18 protein-coding genes, 1 tRNA gene and 1 pseudogene are annotated in these 17,806 nt (G+C 59.3%); 9 read left to right on the plus strand and 11 right to left on the minus strand.

Annotated elements, in window-relative coordinates:
* Nucleotides 1-10 precede the first annotated feature (10 nt).
* Together CCGE525_RS20265 and tesB are read right to left on the minus strand one after the other, a co-directional pair.
* A complete protein-coding gene (locus CCGE525_RS20265; protein ID WP_162950226.1) occupies nucleotides 11-361 on the minus strand; it encodes a P-II family nitrogen regulator in 351 nt (116 codons plus the stop codon).
* 213 nt (nucleotides 362-574) lie between these two features.
* A complete protein-coding gene (tesB, locus tag CCGE525_RS20270) occupies nucleotides 575-1,459 on the minus strand; it encodes an acyl-CoA thioesterase II (protein WP_120705853.1) in 885 nt (294 codons plus the stop codon).
* An 83-nt stretch (nucleotides 1,460-1,542) separates the two neighbouring features.
* On the opposite strand from tesB, the gene CCGE525_RS20275 reads away from it, so the two are divergent.
* The gene (locus CCGE525_RS20275) at nucleotides 1,543-2,757 is read left to right on the plus strand and encodes a ubiquinone biosynthesis hydroxylase (RefSeq protein ID WP_120705854.1); all 1,215 of its coding nucleotides are present in this window, start codon (nucleotides 1,543-1,545) and stop codon (nucleotides 2,755-2,757) included.
* Between the two features lie 165 nt (nucleotides 2,758-2,922).
* On the opposite strand, the gene CCGE525_RS20280 is transcribed toward CCGE525_RS20275, so the two are convergent.
* Nucleotides 2,923-3,744 (minus strand): LysR family transcriptional regulator, encoded by an 822-nt coding sequence (locus CCGE525_RS20280; RefSeq protein WP_120705855.1) that lies wholly within the window; start codon nucleotides 3,742-3,744, stop codon nucleotides 2,923-2,925.
* A 245-nt stretch (nucleotides 3,745-3,989) separates the two neighbouring features.
* On the opposite strand from CCGE525_RS20280, the gene CCGE525_RS20285 reads away from it, so the two are divergent.
* Nucleotides 3,990-5,231, plus strand: a complete 1,242-nt coding sequence (locus tag CCGE525_RS20285) for an MFS transporter (RefSeq protein ID WP_245472049.1) — start codon at nucleotides 3,990-3,992, stop codon at nucleotides 5,229-5,231.
* Nucleotides 5,232-5,347: 116 nt separating this feature from the next.
* Here the strand turns inward: CCGE525_RS20285 and CCGE525_RS20290 are convergent, their stop codons facing one another.
* From CCGE525_RS20290 to CCGE525_RS20305, 4 genes are all read right to left on the minus strand, one after another.
* Nucleotides 5,348-5,536, minus strand: coding sequence for a Trm112 family protein (locus CCGE525_RS20290; protein ID WP_120705856.1), 189 nt, complete (start codon nucleotides 5,534-5,536; stop codon nucleotides 5,348-5,350).
* A 10-nt stretch (nucleotides 5,537-5,546) separates the two neighbouring features.
* Nucleotides 5,547-6,206, minus strand: coding sequence for an LON peptidase substrate-binding domain-containing protein (locus CCGE525_RS20295; RefSeq protein WP_120705857.1), 660 nt, complete (start codon nucleotides 6,204-6,206; stop codon nucleotides 5,547-5,549).
* 241 nt (nucleotides 6,207-6,447) lie between these two features.
* Entirely contained in the window at nucleotides 6,448-7,425 is a 978-nt protein-coding gene (gene trxA / locus CCGE525_RS20300) for a thioredoxin (protein ID WP_120705858.1), read from the minus strand.
* A 158-nt stretch (nucleotides 7,426-7,583) separates the two neighbouring features.
* Nucleotides 7,584-8,093 carry a prolyl-tRNA synthetase associated domain-containing protein gene (locus tag CCGE525_RS20305; protein ID WP_120706522.1) on the minus strand — a complete coding sequence of 170 codons (510 nt, stop codon included), beginning with the start codon at nucleotides 8,091-8,093 and terminating at the stop codon, nucleotides 7,584-7,586.
* A gap of 244 nt (nucleotides 8,094-8,337) precedes the next feature.
* Between CCGE525_RS20305 and CCGE525_RS20310 the strand changes: the two genes are divergently transcribed.
* Nucleotides 8,338-8,412: transfer RNA gene (locus CCGE525_RS20310), tRNA-Gly, on the plus strand.
* A 307-nt stretch (nucleotides 8,413-8,719) separates the two neighbouring features.
* Nucleotides 8,720-9,034 (plus strand): DUF718 domain-containing protein, encoded by a 315-nt coding sequence (locus tag CCGE525_RS20315; RefSeq protein ID WP_120705859.1) that lies wholly within the window; start codon nucleotides 8,720-8,722, stop codon nucleotides 9,032-9,034.
* A gap of 120 nt (nucleotides 9,035-9,154) precedes the next feature.
* On the opposite strand, the pseudogene CCGE525_RS20320 reads toward CCGE525_RS20315, so the two are convergent.
* A pseudogene (locus tag CCGE525_RS20320) lies at nucleotides 9,155-9,274 on the minus strand (IS481 family transposase); the annotation flags it as partial.
* 232 nt (nucleotides 9,275-9,506) lie between these two features.
* Between CCGE525_RS20320 and CCGE525_RS20325 the strand changes: the two are divergent.
* Together CCGE525_RS20325 and CCGE525_RS20330 are read left to right on the plus strand one after the other, a co-directional pair.
* Nucleotides 9,507-10,415: a polyphosphate kinase 2 family protein gene (locus CCGE525_RS20325; RefSeq protein ID WP_245472050.1), complete on the plus strand. Its 909-nt coding sequence runs from the start codon at nucleotides 9,507-9,509 to the stop codon at nucleotides 10,413-10,415.
* Nucleotides 10,412-13,147: a cation-transporting P-type ATPase gene (locus CCGE525_RS20330; RefSeq protein WP_120705861.1), complete on the plus strand. Its 2,736-nt coding sequence runs from the start codon at nucleotides 10,412-10,414 to the stop codon at nucleotides 13,145-13,147. Before CCGE525_RS20325 ends, CCGE525_RS20330 begins: the two co-directional genes overlap by 4 nt.
* A gap of 369 nt (nucleotides 13,148-13,516) precedes the next feature.
* Here the strand turns inward: CCGE525_RS20330 and CCGE525_RS20335 are convergent, their stop codons facing one another.
* Together CCGE525_RS20335 and CCGE525_RS20340 are read right to left on the minus strand one after the other, a co-directional pair.
* Nucleotides 13,517-14,620: an IS110 family RNA-guided transposase gene (locus tag CCGE525_RS20335; RefSeq protein WP_120703768.1), complete on the minus strand. Its 1,104-nt coding sequence runs from the start codon at nucleotides 14,618-14,620 to the stop codon at nucleotides 13,517-13,519.
* Nucleotides 14,621-14,768: 148 nt separating this feature from the next.
* Nucleotides 14,769-14,996 (minus strand): hypothetical protein, encoded by a 228-nt coding sequence (locus CCGE525_RS20340; RefSeq protein ID WP_120705862.1) that lies wholly within the window; start codon nucleotides 14,994-14,996, stop codon nucleotides 14,769-14,771.
* 339 nt (nucleotides 14,997-15,335) lie between these two features.
* Between CCGE525_RS20340 and CCGE525_RS20345 the strand changes: the two genes are divergently transcribed.
* Nucleotides 15,336-15,977, plus strand: coding sequence for a DUF1007 family protein (locus CCGE525_RS20345; protein ID WP_120705863.1), 642 nt, complete (start codon nucleotides 15,336-15,338; stop codon nucleotides 15,975-15,977).
* 94 nt (nucleotides 15,978-16,071) lie between these two features.
* Here the strand turns inward: CCGE525_RS20345 and CCGE525_RS20350 are convergent, their stop codons facing one another.
* A complete protein-coding gene (locus CCGE525_RS20350) occupies nucleotides 16,072-16,491 on the minus strand; it encodes a DUF1344 domain-containing protein (RefSeq protein WP_120705864.1) in 420 nt (139 codons plus the stop codon).
* Between the two features lie 198 nt (nucleotides 16,492-16,689).
* Here CCGE525_RS20350 and CCGE525_RS20355 point away from each other — a divergent pair, with 198 nt between their 5' ends.
* Entirely contained in the window at nucleotides 16,690-16,950 is a 261-nt protein-coding gene (locus tag CCGE525_RS20355) for a hypothetical protein (protein WP_120705865.1), read from the plus strand.
* A 24-nt stretch (nucleotides 16,951-16,974) separates the two neighbouring features.
* Complete coding sequence (locus CCGE525_RS20360; RefSeq protein WP_120705866.1) at nucleotides 16,975-17,778, plus strand: COG4705 family protein; 804 nt, start codon at nucleotides 16,975-16,977, stop codon at nucleotides 17,776-17,778.
* Nucleotides 17,779-17,806 lie beyond the last annotated feature (28 nt).

A 17,806-nucleotide genomic window follows, 5' to 3' on the forward strand; every position in this document is an offset into this window, starting at 1 on the left:
CGGCCGTGTCTTACAGCGCTTCTGAATCGGTTTCGCCCGTACGGATGCGCACGGCATGGTCAATCGAGTAGACGAAAATTTTGCCGTCGCCGATCTGGCCAGTCTTGGCGGACGACGCGATGGCTTCGACAGCCTTGTCGACAATTTCGGATGCGACCGCGACTTCGATCTTCAGCTTCGGCAGGAAGCTGACAGCGTATTCGGTACCACGATAGATTTCGGTATGCCCCTTCTGGCGCCCGTAGCCCTTCACTTCGGTCACAGTCAGGCCCTGGATGCCGACAGCCGTGAGGGCCTCACGGACCTCATCGAGCTTGAACGGCTTGATAATGGCCATCACAATTTTCATCTGGTTTCCCATCCTTTGTTTACCCTCGGCGCGGAGCCGATCTCCTTGCCGCTGACGAGTGTTTCAGCAGCGACCGGCCATACACATTCAAGGGGCGTGCCAGATTCATGACACACTTATAACAAATTGAATTTTAAGGGATTTAAGGAAGGCAGCTAATAAAGAGGCACGCCTCGGCGCGCCAGGCGCCCAAATTAATAGCAATTTTATAAATTTGCACAGTGTTTAGGCATTTGCCTTTTTACGAATCAACCCCTCCTGCGCAACCGACGCAATCAGGACACCGGATCTCGTAAAAAGACTGCCGCGGGCCAACCCTCGCGCGCCAGAAGCACTCGGACTATCCTGGGTGTAAAGCAGCCAGTCGTCGAGCTTGAACGGCCGGTGGAACCACATGGCATGGTCGAGGCTCGCCACCTGCAGCGCCGGGTCGAAGACCGACGTGCCATGCGCATGCAGCGCCGCATCGATGAGCGTCATGTCCGAGAGATAGGCAAGCACGGCATTCTGGTAGAGCCGGTCGTCCGGTACCGGTCCCGTTAGCCGAACCCAGATATCCTGCCGCTGGCTAGGCTGCGAACGGGAGAAATAATCATCGAGAGACACCGGACGGATTTCGATGGCCCGCTTCCGTTCCCAGTAGCGGCGGACATTCTCCGGCGCGTTGGCGATATAGCGTTCCTTGATTTGCTGTTCGTCCATCAGCTCTTCCGGAGCCGGCACATCAGGCATCTCGCCCTGATGCTCGAAGCCGGGCTCATCAATCTGGAACGAAGCCGTCATCGCAAAGATCGCCTTGCCATGCTGGATTGCCAGCACGCGGCGCGTATTGAAACTCGAGCCGTCCCGCAGGCGGTCGACCTGATAGAGAATCGGCACAGTGGGATCGCCGGGAAGCATGAAATAGGCGTGCAGCGAATGCACGAAGCGATCGTCCGCCACCGTTCGCTGCGCCGCGATCAGTGCCTGGCCGATAACCTGCCCGCCGAAGACGCGCTGCCAGCCGACCTGCGGACTGTTGCCGCGAAAGAGGTTCATCTCGATCGTTTCCAGATCCAGTGTCGCGAGCGTGACTTGCATGGCGGTCCGTTTCTCGTTTTCGCGCGACATTTTGAATGAACTCCGACGGTAGGAACGGCGAATGGGATGCTCTATATAGAACAGGAAATGATAGTCGGACACGGGGAAGCGCTATGTTGGACATGCTGGTAGTGGGTGGCGGTTATGTGGGTCTTGCCGCTGCGGTCGCCGTCAAGCAGGCAGCACCCCATCTTGACGTCATGGTCATAGAGGCAGCCCCGGAAACTGCCTGGAAAAAAGATATGCGTGCTTCGGCGATCATTGCCGCCGCCACGAAGATGCTGGAGGTGTTCGGCGTCTGGGAGGAGATCAAACCCGAAGCCGAGCCGATCACCAAGATGATCGTCACCGATTCGCGCACCGGCGACCCCGTGCGCCCGGTATTTCTCACCTTCGACGGCGAAGTGGCGGAGGGCCAGCCCTTCGCTCACATGGTCCCGAACCTTGCCATGGTCGGCGCGCTGCGTGGCGCCTGCGAACGCCTCGGCATCACGATTCGCCACGGTGTCAGCGCAACGGACTTCAAGACGGGGGACGCCAACGTCGCGCTGACGCTTTCGGACGGCAGCGTGCTGGAAGCACGGCTGCTGGTCGCCTGCGACGGCGTGCGTTCCAAGCTGCGCGATATGGCTGGAATCAAGACCGTGATCTGGGACTACGGCCAGTCCGGTATCGTCGTGACGGTCGAGCATGAGCGGCCGCACAATGGCTGCGCCGAAGAACATTTCCTGCCCTCCGGCCCCTTCGCCATCCTGCCGCTGAAGAATAATCGCGCCTCGCTCGTATGGACCGAGCGCACGCCCGATGCCGACCGGCTCGTCGCCTCCGACGACCTGGTGTTCGAAGAGGAACTGGAGCGCCGTTTCGGCCATAAGCTCGGCGCGCTGCACACGGTCGGGGACCGCCGCGCCTTCCCGCTCGGCCTGACGCTTGCCCGCGCCTTTGTCGCACCGCGCTTTGCGCTCGCCGGCGACGCGGCCCACGGCATCCACCCGATCTCCGGCCAGGGGCTCAATCTCGGCTTCAAGGATGTTGCGGCGCTGGCCGAAACCGTGGTCGAAGCCGACCGCCTTGGGCTCGATATCGGCTCGATCAACATTCTCGAACGCTACCAGACTTGGCGGCGTTTCGACACCTTCCGCATGGGTGTCACGACCGACGTGCTGAACCGGCTGTTCTCCAACGACATCACGCCGGTACGCATCGCCCGCGATTTCGGTCTCGGCCTCGTCGACCGGCTGCCGCAACTCAAATCCTTCTTCATCGGCCAGGCTGCGGGCACGGCTGCCAGGGACAATCCGCGGCTTCTCGCCGGAGAGGCGATCTGAGCCCGCGAGACCGAAATGAAGCATGACTGGCCGGGCACCTCTGCCATCGGCCTAGACGACGGAAATCACCGTTAAGTCAAAACTGCCGATTCCCACAACGGAAGCGTCTTATTCGAAGTTCCGCATTTCGATGTCCATCCAGCCGCAGAATTGCCGGACCGCTCTTTATTCCGAGCGTCGCTGGTAGCGATAGGTTCCGGCCTCGACCGGCTTACATCCGGGCAGGGTCACCAACGCGCCCGACTTCGTTTCCCTTCCGGTGAGAATCGTCGGCGCGAGCACCGTCCCGAGACCGGCAACACAGGCGTGAATGGCAGCGTCGTCCGTGTCGAATGCATGGGCGAAGGAAAGGCTCGCTAGCGAAATATTGAACGTCTCGCACCAGAGCTTCCAGTCCCAGTTGCCCACACAGCATTGAAGAGCCGGTACGTCCCGAACGGCAATCTCCTGACTATTGGCATCTCTTGCCAGCAAGCTCGGAGAAATGACCGGACGGCGCAGGTCGTGAGCAAGGAATTCCCATCCCTCGGCCGTCTCGCCTGTTCGGAAATGACGGATGCTGACATCGGAGTCGAGGGCGGTGGGAAAACCTCGCGCAGAACTCGTTTCCACGCGAACGCGCACTTGCGGACAGAGAGCGCGAAAACGATCCAGTGACGGGATAAGCCAACGCAGCGCAAGCGATGTCGTCGCATGGACGCTGATTTCGTTTTCGTCGCGATAGAGGGCATCGGCCGAACGCTCGATGAGCCTGATCGCCGGCGCGACCTCCTGATAGAACCGCCGCCCCACCTCGGTGAGAGAAACCGTGTTATTTCCTCGGCGGAAGAAGCTGACCCCAAGCTCGTCCTCAAGCTTTTTGAGCTGGTGGCTCACTGCACCGGAGGTAACGCCGAGTTCAGCGCCGGCGGCTGTCAGGCTTCCGGTGCGTGCCACGATCGCGAACACCCGAACGGCGTTGAGAGAGACGCGGTGTCTTTCCTGCATGAATTTTTCTCAATATCCCCTCAAATTACTCGTTTGAGTGTCATACGGAAATCGAGCACAAGCGAAGGCGAGAAGGCTGCCAAAGCACGCGATACGATCAAACCAATATCACACCAGCACCGGAGCCATAGCACGAGTAGTCGCTGGATCAGCATTATTTTCTCTAATCTTAGCTCGCTTAGGAAAGCGTCGACCTTTCCTCAATTCGGCAGAAACCAAAAGCTACTCCTGTCCAAAGGTCTTTGATGCTTTCCTTTCCACATCGCTACCGCGAATTGATCGTGCCTTCCGCGCCAATTGTCAGGATGTCCTTCCGCTCGCCCACAGTCCGTGCCGTCGCCGCCCTGTCGCTGACCCAGCTCATCGGCTGGGGCGCCACGTTCTGGTTGCCCGCGGTAACAGGACCTGCCATGGCCGGCGAGCTGGGCATGGCTCTGCCGATGGTCATGGCAGGACCGACGGTCATGCTTGTCGTCATGGCCACGGCGTCCTGGCCGATGAGCGGCATATTCGAGCGCCACGGCGCGCGCCCGATTATGGTCTTGGGATCGCTTTTGGGCGCAGCCGGCCTGCTGGTCATGGGCCTGGCCAACGATCCGATGTCCTATGTGCTGTCTTGGATTATGCTCGGCCTCGCCGGTACCTGCATGTTGACGACACCGGCGCAGATCGCGGTGACCGAGATCGCCGGCGAGAAAGCACGTCAGGCGCTCGGTGTGCTGATCCTGGCTGGCGGGCTGACATCAACGATCGTCTGGCCGCTGACGGGGCTTCTGCAGGCTCAGTGGGGCTGGCGCACGACGACGCTGGCCTATGCCACCCTCATGCTGCTTGTCTGCATGCCACTGCATTGGACCGCTCTTGCTCGGCGGCCCGGAAAAAAATTGTCTGTGAAGGCGACGGGCGAGCCCACCCCCATCGACAGGCCCAGCTTCGCCCTGCTGGCCACGAGCTTTGCCGCCAACGGCTTCGTAACCTGGGGCTTTGCCCTTACTATCATCATCCTGTTCGAGGCTGCCGGCCTTGATCACGCCAGCGCGCTGGCGGCCGCGGCCTTCATCGGAATTGCCCAATGGGCGGGGCGAATGGTCGATTTCCTCGGTGGCCGGCGCTGGTCGGGCTTCGTCACCGGACTTGCTGCCTCGGCCTTGTTTCCGTTGAGCTTCATCGCTCTTCTACTGACCAGTAACTTCGTCGGCGCCATGCTTTTCGCTACGCTCTACGGCATAGCCAGCGGTATCACCGCCGTCACCCGCACCACGCTGCCGTTGCAGATTTTCCCCACCGGCACCTATGCCCGCGCATCGGCGCAGCTGGCGATGCCGCTCAACCTGTCCTTTGCCGCCGCACCGCCGGTATTCGCCGCCATCATGACGTCTGCCGGTCCCCGCGCGGCCTTATGGCTGGCCTTTGCGATCTCGATCTTCGCCTTCTGCGCGCTTTGGCTGCTGCACCGCCGAATGAAGCGCGCGTCACAACAGAACTGAATCCAGAATGTCGATTGAACGCAACACCATCTCCATCATGGCGCAAAGTTGCCATCCCATCGATCTTTGAGAAACCTGGACAGCCTATGCCTCACAATTCTGGAAGAAAACCCGCCTCAGTCCTCTATACGACGCGCTTCCGAGATCAGCATGATCGGAATGCCATCGCGGATAGGATAGGCGAGCCTTGCTTTTTCCGACACCAGCTCGTTCTTCTCGCGATCGTAACTCAGGCGCCCCTTGGTGAGAGGGCAGACGAGCAGATCAAGCAGTTTCGGGTCCACCTTGCTGACCGTGATGTCCATCGCAAATCCCCTACTGCATTACGGAATCGGTATCACCGAAGCGGGCGAGCACGATCTCGATGATGGCGATGAAGGTTTCCGCCCTTGTCTTCAGGTCGGGCGCCTCAAGGAGCGCCTGTTTCTCGGCCGGATCAAAGGGCGCCATCATTGCCAGTGAATTCACCAGCGTCATATTGCTGGCGCGTTCGACACTTTCCCAATCCGCCTCCAGCTTGTTGGCGTCGAGATAGGCCCGGAAGGCGGACAGGAGCGACGAACGATCGACGCTGTCTTCCTCGTCGCGCGACTTGAGGTCGGAAATGAAGGGCGTGATCCGGAAGGTGCGGTAGGGATGATGGGTGATGATCTCGTCCATCAGCCGGAAGCGGCAGATACCCGTCAGCGAAGTGATATAACGGCCATCTCCGGTCTCGGCAAAAGACGTGATGCGCCCGAGGCAGCCGACACGCGAAAGATGCGCCGCTTCCTGCGACTCGCTGAGCGCCGGCTGCACGATGCCGACCAGCCGGTTGCCGGCGATCGCCGCATCGAACATGGAGAGATAGCGCGGCTCGAAGATGTTGAGCGGCAATTGGCCGGTAGGTAAAAGCAGAGCGCCTGAGAGGGGGAACACAACCACCGATTCCGGCAGATCGCTTGGCTTCAGATATCTGGCATTGCCGACTTGCATGATTTCCGTCCCGCTAGATCACTGCGTCGTGCATCTCGATTAGACACGCAGGAACGATACCTCCGCGGCGATTATCCCGTCACACGCCGCGCCAAAGGACAATGTGGACCGCTCTCCTGAAAACACAAGAGCATTTCCGGGCGAAACTTGGAAGCATTTTACCTTCAACTACATTAGAGGCAGGCGCGATTCTCCAAACGGAACAACCGCGCCGACTTCCGCCCCTCGAATGCGCCACGCCTCAAGAAAACAGGATCGATGAAAGCTTGCGACGCGCGGCGATGGTCGCCGGATCCTTCGGACCCCAAACCTCGAAGAATTGCAGCAACTGACGGCGCGCACCATCGTCGTCGAAGGCGCGGTCGCGGCGCATGATCGTCAGCAGATGCTCGGCCGCCTCGTCGCGCTTACCTTCGACATTGCGGATCTTGGCGAGTTTGACGCGCTGCTCGTGGTTGTCCGGATTGAGCGCCAGCTCATGCTCGAGCGCTACCGGATCGCCGAGCTTGCGAGCTTCTTCGATCTGATCGAGCTTCTTCACCACGGCCTGGATGCCGGCATCGTTGGCAAGCGTTTCCGGCAGATCCGTCAGCGCCTCGCGCGCCCGCTGGCTCTGGCCGGCGGCAATCATACATTCGGCCATGCCGGCAAGCGCCTTGGCATTTTCCGGGTCGGCCTGCAGCACCGCACCGAACAGCTCGGCGGCGCCATTGATATCGCCGCCCGCAAGAAGACCGGCTGCTTCTTCCAAAATCGCTTCGATTTCCGCCGCCTGATCGCCGGCTCCGTCAGCCGGGCCGCCCAGGCGATCGACGAACTGGCGAACCTGGCTTTCCGGAATGGCGCCCATGAAACCGTCGGCCGGACGGCCATTGACGAAGGCGATAACGGCCGGAATCGATTGGATGCCGAGCTGACCGGGAATGGCCGGATGATCGTCGATATTCATCTTGACCAGCTTGACGCGGCCCTTGCCTTCATTGACGACCTTTTCCAGAACCGGCGTCAGTTGCTTGCATGGGCCACACCAAGGCGCCCAGAAATCCACCAGCACCGGCTGGTTGCGGGATTCCTCGATAACGTCCCGGGCAAAATTCGCCGTCGTCGTGTCCTTGATGGGTGAGGGGCCGCCGGATGACACAGGTGCAGCACCGTATGATGCCGAGGCCGACATCTGGCCGCCGAAAGAAGCGTTATAGGGATTGTTTGAACCACTCATGAGTATCTCCCGCTTACCGGCACTCTGGACCTTTAAAGCATGATTCCAAAAAGAACGAAGCGAATCTTGGATAAAATCATGCTCAATGAAATAGCCTGAGCGACAGGACAATTCGAAGATAAGTCATCTCGCTCTAATCGCAGCGTTAAAATCGTATGTCAGCCCGTCACTTTCAAGACTAGCGGCGTATGACCGGTCGCTTCCATGAAGCGCAGGAGATCGCTGCTGGCAATCGAGGTCGTCGCATCGTTCGACAATGGATGGCAATTAACGACGTCGTGTTCCATCAACTCGGCATCGAGGATGAAGGTAACGTTCTTGCCGGTATCGTTGATCGCGCCGAATGCAGTCACCGAGCCCGGAATGACGCCCAGATATTCTAACAGTTTTTCGGGCTTGCCAAAGGAGACTTTGCTGGCCGCACCGATCAGCGTGTGCACTGTCTTCAAATCGACGGTGGCATTCTCCTCGACCGTCAGCAGGAAGAAATTATCCTTCTTGTCCTTCACGAACAGGTTCTTCGTATGGCCGCCGGGGATCTCGTCACGCAAGGACACCGATTCGGCAACGGTGAACACCGGCGCATGATCTTTGGTGCTATGGAAAATGCCGAGCCCATCCAGAAAACGGAAAAGATCGTCGCGGTTTTTCGAGCTGTTCTCTGTCATGGCGGTCTCGCGATAAAAAATGACCCGCCCCTGATACGTCGCTCGCAAATCCTTTGCAATCTTCGAAGCGACAAAGCCAAGCGTTCTCGGGCTTTCCGGCGGACGATTAAAAAAATGCGGACTTTTCTTCGCGACCTCGTCATTTCCCTGTTGCATTTGAAAAATGGTTAGGCCATATAGCGCCCGTCGCCGCAAGACGACGCCCAGCGGTCCAACACACTACCCCGGACTGTTGCGGATATGAGCGGGTGTAGCTCAGGGGTAGAGCACAACCTTGCCAAGGTTGGGGTCGAGGGTTCGAATCCCTTCGCCCGCTCCAGTTTTCCTCAAGGAAATCAGCATATTGCGGACACGACGCCTTTTGGGAAGCCCGAAGGGTTTTTCGCGTGTCGCCACCAGCGGAAAGCCATTTTGGGCTGCGTCACCACCGACTTGCGGAGTCGTGCGTGCCGGCCACGGCATTCGACTCGACTCCACATCTTTCCCGTTCAAATCGCCGGCCGCGTCCTGCCAATGGGCCATCGCTTGCCCGAATGGATGACGTGTATCAAATTACCTCGAGTGCTACTTTAAGCATGGGGTGGTGGCGGTGCTGGGAACAGCAGCGTCGATGGAGGAGGCGCGCGATGACTGCATTTAACGTCGTGAGATTTCAAACCAAAGTCGGTTTTGAAGAAGAGTTCGAGGAGCAGTATCGAAAACTTTCGCGCGAATTCGAAGGGCTTAGAAGAATAGTTTTAATCAAAACGGGGCCGCAGGCATATTGTGGAATCGGCGAGTGGGACGGTCTGGAGCACATGATAGCCGCACGGCCGTTGATGATCGGCAATTTGGATAACTTTCGGCACACGCTTCAGGAACTTGGGGGCGATATCGGTGTTACCGATGCGATTTCCGGTGAGGCGATTTATGAAAAGGCGCCCGCCAAACGAGAACGGTAAAGGGATTCGGCCGACACTTCTTCCGCCGCCACATTCTCGTAATCTGTTGAGAAACAGAAATTATTGGAGCATATTTTCTGTCTTGCATCTTTGGTTGCGCCTCGTCCGGCTGGCGCACGCCTTGCGCGCACCCCAATACGGCTTGTCCTTCTTGAGCCGCACGATCATCGCCTCGATCGGCTCAGGCAACTGATTGGCGTAGCGCACCGGTCGCCTGGAGCGATGCGTCAGGGCAGGCAATCGCGACGTCCGCATTTCTCGGCCAATGATCTGCGCATTCGCGACAACAGGTTCCCGCTCCATTCGGCCTTGATGCAGGATTTTGCGCTGCTCCGGTCCCTCCCCTATTCGTTCGGCGACAGCGTCTGACAGCAGGCAGCGGATTGACATTGGTTGCAAGCGCGAGCCTTCTTCTCGTGTGACGATCGTTTGGGAGGAGCGGTCAATGGCTCGGCAAGAAATAATAGACGCCATGAGGAAATACACGGATCCGTTCCGTGTCACCAACGGCAATGACTTTCGCCTGCTGGATTTCGATCCCGGCGACACGCTCGGGCTCAAAATGGGCAAGGAAGAAGCGGCGCAGCTTCTCGATCGCGGTTCGAAATGGCTCGCGATGGAGCAAGACATTCTCTATGCGCAGGATTCCTGGTCCGTGCTGCTGGTGTTCCAAGCGCTGGATGCGGCTGGAAAGGACGGTACGATCAAGCACGTCATGTCGCGGGTCAATCCGCAGGGGTGCGATGTGTCCTCGTTCAAACAGCCCTCCAGCAAGGAGATCTCGCACGATTTCCTCTGGCGCTATGCCAAGAAAATTCCGGAGCGGGGGCGAATCGGCATCTTCAACCGCTCCTATTACGAGGAAGTGCTGGTGGTGCGTGTGCACCGGGAGTTGCTCGACGCGCAAAAGATCCCAGCGTGCTTTGTCGGCAAGAACGTGTGGGAAGAGCGACTTGCCGACATCGCGCGTTTTGAGAACTACCTGACGCGCCAGGGCGTGGTGGTCCTCAAGTTCTACCTGAACCTCTCCCACGAGGAGCAGAAAAAGCGGTTCATGAGCCGCCTCGACAAGCCGGAGAAGAACTGGAAGTTCTCAGCGTCCGACGTTCGCGAGCGACGATACTGGAAAGACTACATGCAGGCCTATGACGACGCGATCCGCGCCACGGCCTCCGAGGGCGCACCGTGGTTCGTCGTGCCCGCGGACAACAAATGGTTTACGCGCCTCGTCGTCGCGGCTGCGATCGTGGAGGCGGTGGAGAAGCTAGACCTCGCATATCCCAAGGTCACGCCGGAGAAGATGAAGAATCTCGCGGCGGCGCGCCAGGAACTCGAGGCGGAAGGGACACACACTAGAAAGCACCGGGAGGAACAAAAATGAGATCGGATGAGACCTCAGGTTTGGGTACGGATCCGGTGTCGTGGCATGCGATGCCGGCGGATCAGGTGGAAAGCCAGCTTCGCGTGGATCCCGGGCGCGGCCTCGATGCGGCGGGGGCCGCCGAGCGGCTAAAGACCCACGGGCCGAACCGCCTGCCGCAAGGCAGGAAGAAGGGGCCGTTGATGCGGTTTCTCGCCCAGTTCAACAATATTCTCATCTATGTCCTGTTGGCGGCTGGCTTCGTCAAACTGATGCTGAGCCTATGGCTCGACGCCTCGATCATCTTTGCTGTCGTCATTCTCAACTCGCTCCTAGGCTTTCTACAGGAGGGACGGGCGGAAAAGGCGCTCGATTCGATCCGCGGCATGCTGTCGGCGGAGGCGCGCGTTTTGCGTGGCGGGGCGACGCGCCTCATTTCGGCCGAGGAGCTCGTTCCGGGCGACATCGTACTCCTGGAATCGGGCGACAAGATCCCGGCGGACCTGCGCCTTATCGATGCCAAGAACCTGCGTACCGAGGAGGCTGCCCTCACGGGCGAATCCGTCCCGGCCGAGAAGACCACGGCTGTGGTATCAGCCAAGGCCACGGTCGGCGACCGAGAGAATATGGCGTTCTCCGGCACCATGGTGGTGTCGGGGCGCGCGACCGGCATCGTTGTGGCGACCGGTAGCCAGACGGAACTCGGCCGCATCAACCAGATGCTCGCAGAAGTCAGTGCGCTCGAGACGCCGCTGCTGCGCCAGATCAAGAGGTTCGGTTACGTCATCACGGCAGCCATCGGCGTCATCAGCGTGTTGCTGTTCTCCTGGGGCCACTGGCTCGGACACATGTCCTTTGTCGAGCTGTTTCAGGCCGTTGTCGGCATCGCAGTGTCGCTGATTCCTGAAGGTCTGCCAGCTCTGATCACGATAACGCTCGCCATCGGCGTGCAGCGCATGGCTCAGCGCAATGCGATCATCCGCCGCCTCCCCGCGGTCGAGACGCTGGGGTCCGTCTCGCGCATCTGCTCGGACAAGACCGGAACGCTGACCCTCATGGAAATGATGGTGGCCTCCGTCGTGACTGCGGATGCAGCCTATGAGGTCAGCGGCGACGGCTACGCGCCTGAAGGAGAGGTCAAGACCGCCGGCAAGCCGGTCAGCGCCCTACCGGAAGCGCTCGCGCTGATGGGTCGCGTATCCGCACTGTGCAACGACGCTGAACTCTTCAAGGAGGAGGGAAAGTGGAAAGTGGAAGGAGACCCGACCGAGGGCGCGCTTTATCCCTTCGCGACCAAGCTTGGCATTGACCGTGCCGCGGAGACGACAGCCGCTCCCCGCATCGATGCGATCCCTTTCGAGTCCGAGCACAAGTTCATGGCAACCCTGAACCGTTCAGCGGACGGCGAAATGCTGCTGGTCAAGGGTGCGCCCGAAGTGATCCTCGATCATTGTGACCGGCAGCAGGCGGCGACCGGTCCGGCACCGCTCGATCGTGACCGCTTTGTTCGGGAGGGTGACCGGCTAGCGGCGCAGGGGGAGCGCGTTCTGGGCTTGGCATGGCTGCCGAACCCGGACCTCCGGGCCGGCAGCCTCCGGCCGGCGGACTTGCCGAAGACCCTAATTTTGATCGGTTTCGTGGGCCTCATGGACCCTCCCCGCAAGGAGGCCATCGAAGCCGTGCAGGAATGCCATGGCGGCGGGATCCGCGTGACGATGATCACGGGCGACCACAAGATCACGGCGGCGGCGATCGCCAAGATGCTCGGCATCGGCGATGGCAAGACTGCCATGGCGGGCACCGAGATCGAGGCAATGAACGATGCGGCACTGCAGGAATGCGTGCGCGACGTCGATGTCTTCGCCCGCGCCAGCCCCGAGCACAAGCTCAGGCTCGTGAAGGCGATCCAAGCCAATGGTCAAATTGTCGCCATGACCGGAGACGGCGTCAACGACGCGCCGGCGCTCAAAAAGGCCGATATTGGCGTTGCAATGGGTATCAAGGGCACCGAGGTGACGAAAGAGGCGGCGGGGATGATTCTCGCCGACGACAATTTTGCCTCGATCTCAGCGGCCGTGAAGGAGGGCCGCACGGTCTACAACAACATCGAGAAGGCGATGCTTTTCCTGCTGCCCACCAATATCGGCCAAGGCGCAGTGATCGCGATTGCGATCCTGTTCGCCTTCACGCTGCCGATCACGGCACCGCAGGTGCTGTGGGTGAACATGGTCACCTCCGTCGCGCTCGGCCTTGTCATTTCGTTCGAGCCCCATGAGGCGGACGTGATGGGGCGCCCGCCCCGCTCGGTCGACCGGCCGATCGTCACCGGCTTCGGTATCTGGCGCATTCTCTTCGTGGGTGCGGCGCTCGTCCTTTATACGCTGGCAGCCTTCTTCTGGATGAAGGGGCAAGGCGCTTCGGACCAGATGGCGCGCACGGCTGCCGTCAACGCCATCACGCTCGGACAGGTCTACTACCTTCTGAACAGCCGCTACCTGCTCGAGTCGTCTCTGTCCGTAAGCGCCCATTTGGGCAATCCCTATCTCTGGTACGGCATAGGCGGGGTCGTGGTGCTGCAACTCCTCTTTACCTATGCGCCCCCGCTCCACGCCGTCTTCGACACCGAAGCCTTGCCTCCTTCGGTCTGGCTCTGGCTCATCGCGGGCGGGCTTCTGTTTTTCCTCGTTGTCGAGATCGAAAAGCTCATCATTCGCTCCACGCCCGTGTTGAAAGACGCAGCGACCCGCCGGTAAAGGGAAATTGCGGCCGAGCGGCGATCATCGCCGCTACCTGACCACTCTCATGTTCGCCCTTACAAGATGCAGGAATAGAAAAATCGTCGCCCTGTCGTCAGGGCGTTTCGTTTGGTGTGGATGCATCCTGGGGAAAGCAGGAAGCACGGTCATATAACGACGGTTGATCATGCTCTGATGCGCGGGTTGGTTACCGCCGGACCTGATGCGTCGCGGAGCTTCCTCTGTCTAGTTCGCAGCGTCGGAATGTAACCGGCTGATAGTGGAATCGAGGGTTCTCCTGCCGTGACCGTGCCCCCAGCCTTGCCCAGGCGCATATGGCTTTTTGACTCTTCTGTCCTCCTTGTTGAGTTCAGGATTGAGCTATACTCAACGCGGTGAGACCTGGCATGCAATCGCCCAGACGAATCCGGATAATTCGCGAGCGATCGCCGTGGTTACGGTCGTTGCCGGCTTTCCGGCCTTCGTGAGCTTGCGATAGCGGCCGCACAGCCGCTCCTGCGCCTTCCATGCCGTGTCGCGGATCGCTTTTGGGAGCTGCTCCTGGCGGATCAACTGATCACGGCTGATCTTTGCGGGAAACCGATAACTCCAAGCGGCTTCAATCAGCATTCGACGCGCCGTTGTATTGCCTGCTTTTGTAATGCCGCCCTGCCGCCGAGTTCCACCGCTTGAATGCTCCGATGGTACCAGCCCGAGATAGGCCATTAATTGGCGCGGGTTTGTGAAGCGGCTGAGATCGCCCAATTCGGCAATCATCGTAGCGGCCGTCACCAGAGCCATGCCGCGCAGTGATTGCAGCGCGACGACCACCGGAGCCAATGACCAGTCACTCAACATGGTCTCGATCTGCTTCGTCAGCCGATCCCGCCGCTCAGTTGCCGCCTCGATTGTGGCGATGTGATCCTGGAGAACGATTTGGTGGATTGGCTGTTCAAAGCAAAGACCGGCCAACCAACGGCGGTGCATCTGCGTCCAGGCCGGCCGGCTGTAGTGAAAGCCATGACGAAGCAGAAATCCGCTGAGCTGCTGGCGCGCTTGCCGCAAGCTGCGCACAGCGGCAAGCCGTGCCCGAACCAGATCACGCATCGCCTCATGGGCTGTATCTGGTATCCAAACAGCGCTCAGTTCTCTAGCGCGATGAAGTCTTGCCAGATTGTTGGCATCCCGACGGTCTGTCTTGATGCGATCGCCTGGTTTGTGCGGGATCAAAGAAGGGGCGACGACCACGCAATCATGACCTGCGGCAGACAGTTGCCGCTGAATGCCGTAGCCGCAAGGTCCCGCTTCGTAGCAAAACTTCAATGTCCGACCCGGCTGCGAAAGCTTGGCCAGCATGCGGGTCAAGGCCGTTGGCGTATTGACGATCTGGCCAAACGCGCGCGCGTCACCGCGCCCACCGCCGTCAGCGAGCGCCACCGCGATCGTCTCTTTGTGAACATCCAATCCGACATATGTGATAGTCTCGTCCATGGCCCGTCTCCTATGCATGAGGCTCTACGAGGGCATCGCTCTCGCAACCCTCGATACCTGCATATTGTGAGACGGGTCACCCGGTCCCAGGCGAACATTTAGTCTAGATAATAGCAGGCGAGAAGATGACCGGCTCCGACCGCTTCGCCTAGTCCGGATCGTGCTCGCGCTTGAGAACTGCGACGATGGCAATCCTGAGACAATCGAAGCAGGGCTCGTAACGAAAGCGGCCGTGGCTGCACTTGTCGAAATTGTCCTTCACCCCGAGCACAGCTTCCTCGAAGCCGTCGCGCGGCCCGCCCTGCTTGTCCAGAAAGTCCAGCACCATCCTCAGGCCCGCGTCGAAACCGGCCTCAAACCTCTCGTCCTCGCTCATACCGCTTCCTCCTCGCGCTCTTCTGGCCAGCCGAGCACCCGGCTGACCGCCTCGCCTTCGCTGACGTCGGCGCGACCGGTGGTAGTTCCCTCTCGTTCAGCCCTTCGGCAACGGCTTCAGTGTAAACCCCAGCGGCCACATCGGCAGGATATCTTCGCGAATTTTTCGGCGCCAGCGTCTTCGCCCGCTTGGCCCTGGACAGGTCCACTGGTCACTCGCATCGACGTTATCTATCTTGCAACTGATCGTGGCGGCCTTTGCAATCTTCGGAGTCTCAAATCGGTCTCAATTGACGTTCAGGCCTTGGCGAGCTGCGGGACGAATCACGGTAGAGGCTGAATGAAACGACAAACGATTTCGTTGATCGCGATGCTGTCGCTCCTGCCTCTCCCGGCTCTTGCCCACCCGCATATATTCATCGACGCGAAATTCGAGGTGGTCGCGGCGCCCGATGGCTCCATCGCCGAGCTTCGCAACGTCTGGCGCTTCGATGAGGTCTTCTCCTCGTCGGTGCTGCTGGATTTCGACAAGAACGGCAACATGACGCTGGATCCCGGCGAGCTTAAGGCTGTGGGCAAGACGGTCAGGAATTCGCTTGCGCAGTACGATTATTATACGAACGTCACCAGCAACGGCAAAGCGGTTGCGATGGCGAAGCCAGAGGAAATACGGGCGGACTATAAAGACGACGCCCTGATACTCACCTTCTCGCTGAAGCCGCTGCAGAAGACATCTCTCAAGGGAACCACGATTTTCGGAATTTACGACAAGACGCTTTATACGGCGGTCGATTTCGCCGCCGACAGCGATATGGCAACCTCCGGTGAGGCATTTGCCCGCTGCAAGCGCAAGGTGGTGAGGCCCAATTCCGACGAGATCATCGCGCAGAACCAGGCAACGCTCACCAGCATGTTCTTCAACGACCCGATGGGAACGAATTATTCGCAGCTCGTAGCGACGAGGCTGGAAGTCCAGTGCTGAGATCGCAGTCGATCCAAGGAACCATCCCTCGCGCCCGATAGCACACCCCGATATGCAACCCTTGGGGACTGTGCTCGCCTGAACATCGTATGTCCTACATCACGGGATGGATGCTTGACACCGTCGTTCTGCCGGCTTTCGTCGTGGAATAATTGACCCTAACCTTCTCGCCTGCCTTGAAGCGTTCCACTTCAATCTTCTCCGGCAGCTTGAAAACCCTTCCGTTCATCAGCGTAATCGAATCGCCTTTTCTGTCGACGCTCCTGATCGTATCGGTAATTGCCTTTGCAAAGGCCCCGGTCGACGAAACGATTGCAAATATTGCCGCTGCGATGATGACAGATCTTTTCATCGTCTTGATCCTTTTCGAGTTGATTATTTCACCAAGGACCTCGCCGGCACCAGAACGGCCGAGCTGAAACCCATCGCCTTCAACCTCAATGGGCATCCGCACCGTGTGAGGCGACAAATCCAACGTGAACTCGCAATTTTGCAGCGAGATTGCCCGGAACATACGGATACGTAACTTCGCGGGCAGAAGCCGTTTGACGAGACCGAAATGAGTGGCGACCGCGCCAACCTTACGAAACCGTATTCTTGCGGCAAGGACGCTGTAGAGGCGCTGCGCTAGATCGCTTGCTCACCGGCGGAGAAACATTTTGCCGGTCCATCAATTTGGGCCTGCCGGCCCGCAGAAGCAAAGGAATCTTCCATGAAAAAGATTATCGCCGTCACCACTCTCACCGTCATTGCAAGCCTCGGCCTCGTCGCATCCCAAGCACACGCCGCCGCCGCACCCTGCGAAGAGATGTTGAAGAACATGCGCGCAGCCAAGACGACAGCCAAGCTCAGCGACGCCGACATGGCAAAGGTCAACGACCTCGAAGCCAAGGCCATCGAGCGCTGCAATGCCGACGACGACACCCGCTCCGACAAGTTTCTGGCCGACGCCATGAAGATCATGGGCAAATAAGCCGCAAACACCTGGAGAAATCCGATGACACATACTTACACGGCGACGGTTCAACAGAACCGGGTTCCCGAGGTCACTATCGATTTCTGGCTGATCAAGCTGATGGCCGTAACCATGGGTGAGACGGCTGCCGATTATCTCGCTGTCAATCTCGGTCTCGGCCTGACTGTCACCTCTCTGCTGATGACCGCAGTGCTGATTGTCGCCCTGGTATTTCAGTTTGCACAAAAGCGCTACGTTCCGCCCTTCTATTGGGCAGCCGTCGTCCTCATCAGCATCGTCGGCACGCTCGTTTCCGACAATCTCGTCGACAATCTCGGGGTTGCACTTCAGACCACGGCCATCGCCTTCACGATCGCGCTCGCTGTGACCTTTGCGGTCTGGTTTGCGGTCGAGAGGACATTGTCGATCCATTCCATCTTCACGACGCGCCGGGAAGCCTTCTACTGGCTGGCCATCCTGTTTACCTTCGCTCTCGGAACGGCGGTGGGCGATCTGGTGGCGGAAGTCTTCGCGCTTGGCTATCTCACCACCGGCATCCTCTTCGGAGGCATCATCGCCGCGATTGCGATTGCCTATTATGTCTTCAAGCTGGACGCCATCCTGGCCTTCTGGCTCGCTTATATCCTGACGCGGCCGCTCGGCGCCTCGTTCGGCGATCTGCTGTCGCAGCCGCAGGAATATGGCGGACTGGGCTTCGGCACGATCATTACCAGCCTGCTTTTCCTCGCCGTGATCGTTTGCCTGGTGATCTACATGACGATTGTTCAAAGACCTGCAGCTCAGGAGCCTATGGAGGCGGAACTCGGGGAGTCCCAGGAGACATGACCTCCTGCGCTTCAGGTTGGTGAAATGA

The sequence above is a fragment of the Rhizobium jaguaris genome (assembly GCF_003627755.1).
Lineage (GTDB): Bacteria > Pseudomonadota > Alphaproteobacteria > Rhizobiales > Rhizobiaceae > Rhizobium > Rhizobium jaguaris.

What these genes read in the sequence shown, in the direction of transcription:
- CCGE525_RS20265 (WP_162950226.1), bottom strand. Translation starts at nt 361, where the DNA reads ATGGGAAACCAGATGAAAATTGTGATGGCCATTATCAAGCCGTTCAAG.
- tesB (WP_120705853.1), bottom strand. Translation starts at nt 1,459, where the DNA reads ATGTCGCGCGAAAACGAGAAACGGACCGCCATGCAAGTCACGCTCGCG.
- CCGE525_RS20275 (WP_120705854.1), top strand. Translation starts at nt 1,543, where the DNA reads ATGTTGGACATGCTGGTAGTGGGTGGCGGTTATGTGGGTCTTGCCGCT.
- CCGE525_RS20280 (WP_120705855.1), bottom strand. Translation starts at nt 3,744, where the DNA reads ATGCAGGAAAGACACCGCGTCTCTCTCAACGCCGTTCGGGTGTTCGCG.
- CCGE525_RS20285 (WP_245472049.1), top strand. Translation starts at nt 3,990, where the DNA reads ATGCTTTCCTTTCCACATCGCTACCGCGAATTGATCGTGCCTTCCGCG.
- CCGE525_RS20290 (WP_120705856.1), bottom strand. Translation starts at nt 5,536, where the DNA reads ATGGACATCACGGTCAGCAAGGTGGACCCGAAACTGCTTGATCTGCTC.
- CCGE525_RS20295 (WP_120705857.1), bottom strand. Translation starts at nt 6,206, where the DNA reads ATGCAAGTCGGCAATGCCAGATATCTGAAGCCAAGCGATCTGCCGGAA.
- trxA (WP_120705858.1), bottom strand. Translation starts at nt 7,425, where the DNA reads ATGAGTGGTTCAAACAATCCCTATAACGCTTCTTTCGGCGGCCAGATG.
- CCGE525_RS20305 (WP_120706522.1), bottom strand. Translation starts at nt 8,093, where the DNA reads ATGACAGAGAACAGCTCGAAAAACCGCGACGATCTTTTCCGTTTTCTG.
- CCGE525_RS20315 (WP_120705859.1), top strand. Translation starts at nt 8,720, where the DNA reads ATGACTGCATTTAACGTCGTGAGATTTCAAACCAAAGTCGGTTTTGAA.
- CCGE525_RS20325 (WP_245472050.1), top strand. Translation starts at nt 9,507, where the DNA reads ATGAGGAAATACACGGATCCGTTCCGTGTCACCAACGGCAATGACTTT.
- CCGE525_RS20330 (WP_120705861.1), top strand. Translation starts at nt 10,412, where the DNA reads ATGAGATCGGATGAGACCTCAGGTTTGGGTACGGATCCGGTGTCGTGG.
- CCGE525_RS20335 (WP_120703768.1), bottom strand. Translation starts at nt 14,620, where the DNA reads ATGGACGAGACTATCACATATGTCGGATTGGATGTTCACAAAGAGACG.
- CCGE525_RS20340 (WP_120705862.1), bottom strand. Translation starts at nt 14,996, where the DNA reads ATGAGCGAGGACGAGAGGTTTGAGGCCGGTTTCGACGCGGGCCTGAGG.
- CCGE525_RS20345 (WP_120705863.1), top strand. Translation starts at nt 15,336, where the DNA reads ATGAAACGACAAACGATTTCGTTGATCGCGATGCTGTCGCTCCTGCCT.
- CCGE525_RS20350 (WP_120705864.1), bottom strand. Translation starts at nt 16,491, where the DNA reads ATGTTCCGGGCAATCTCGCTGCAAAATTGCGAGTTCACGTTGGATTTG.
- CCGE525_RS20355 (WP_120705865.1), top strand. Translation starts at nt 16,690, where the DNA reads ATGAAAAAGATTATCGCCGTCACCACTCTCACCGTCATTGCAAGCCTC.
- CCGE525_RS20360 (WP_120705866.1), top strand. Translation starts at nt 16,975, where the DNA reads ATGACACATACTTACACGGCGACGGTTCAACAGAACCGGGTTCCCGAG.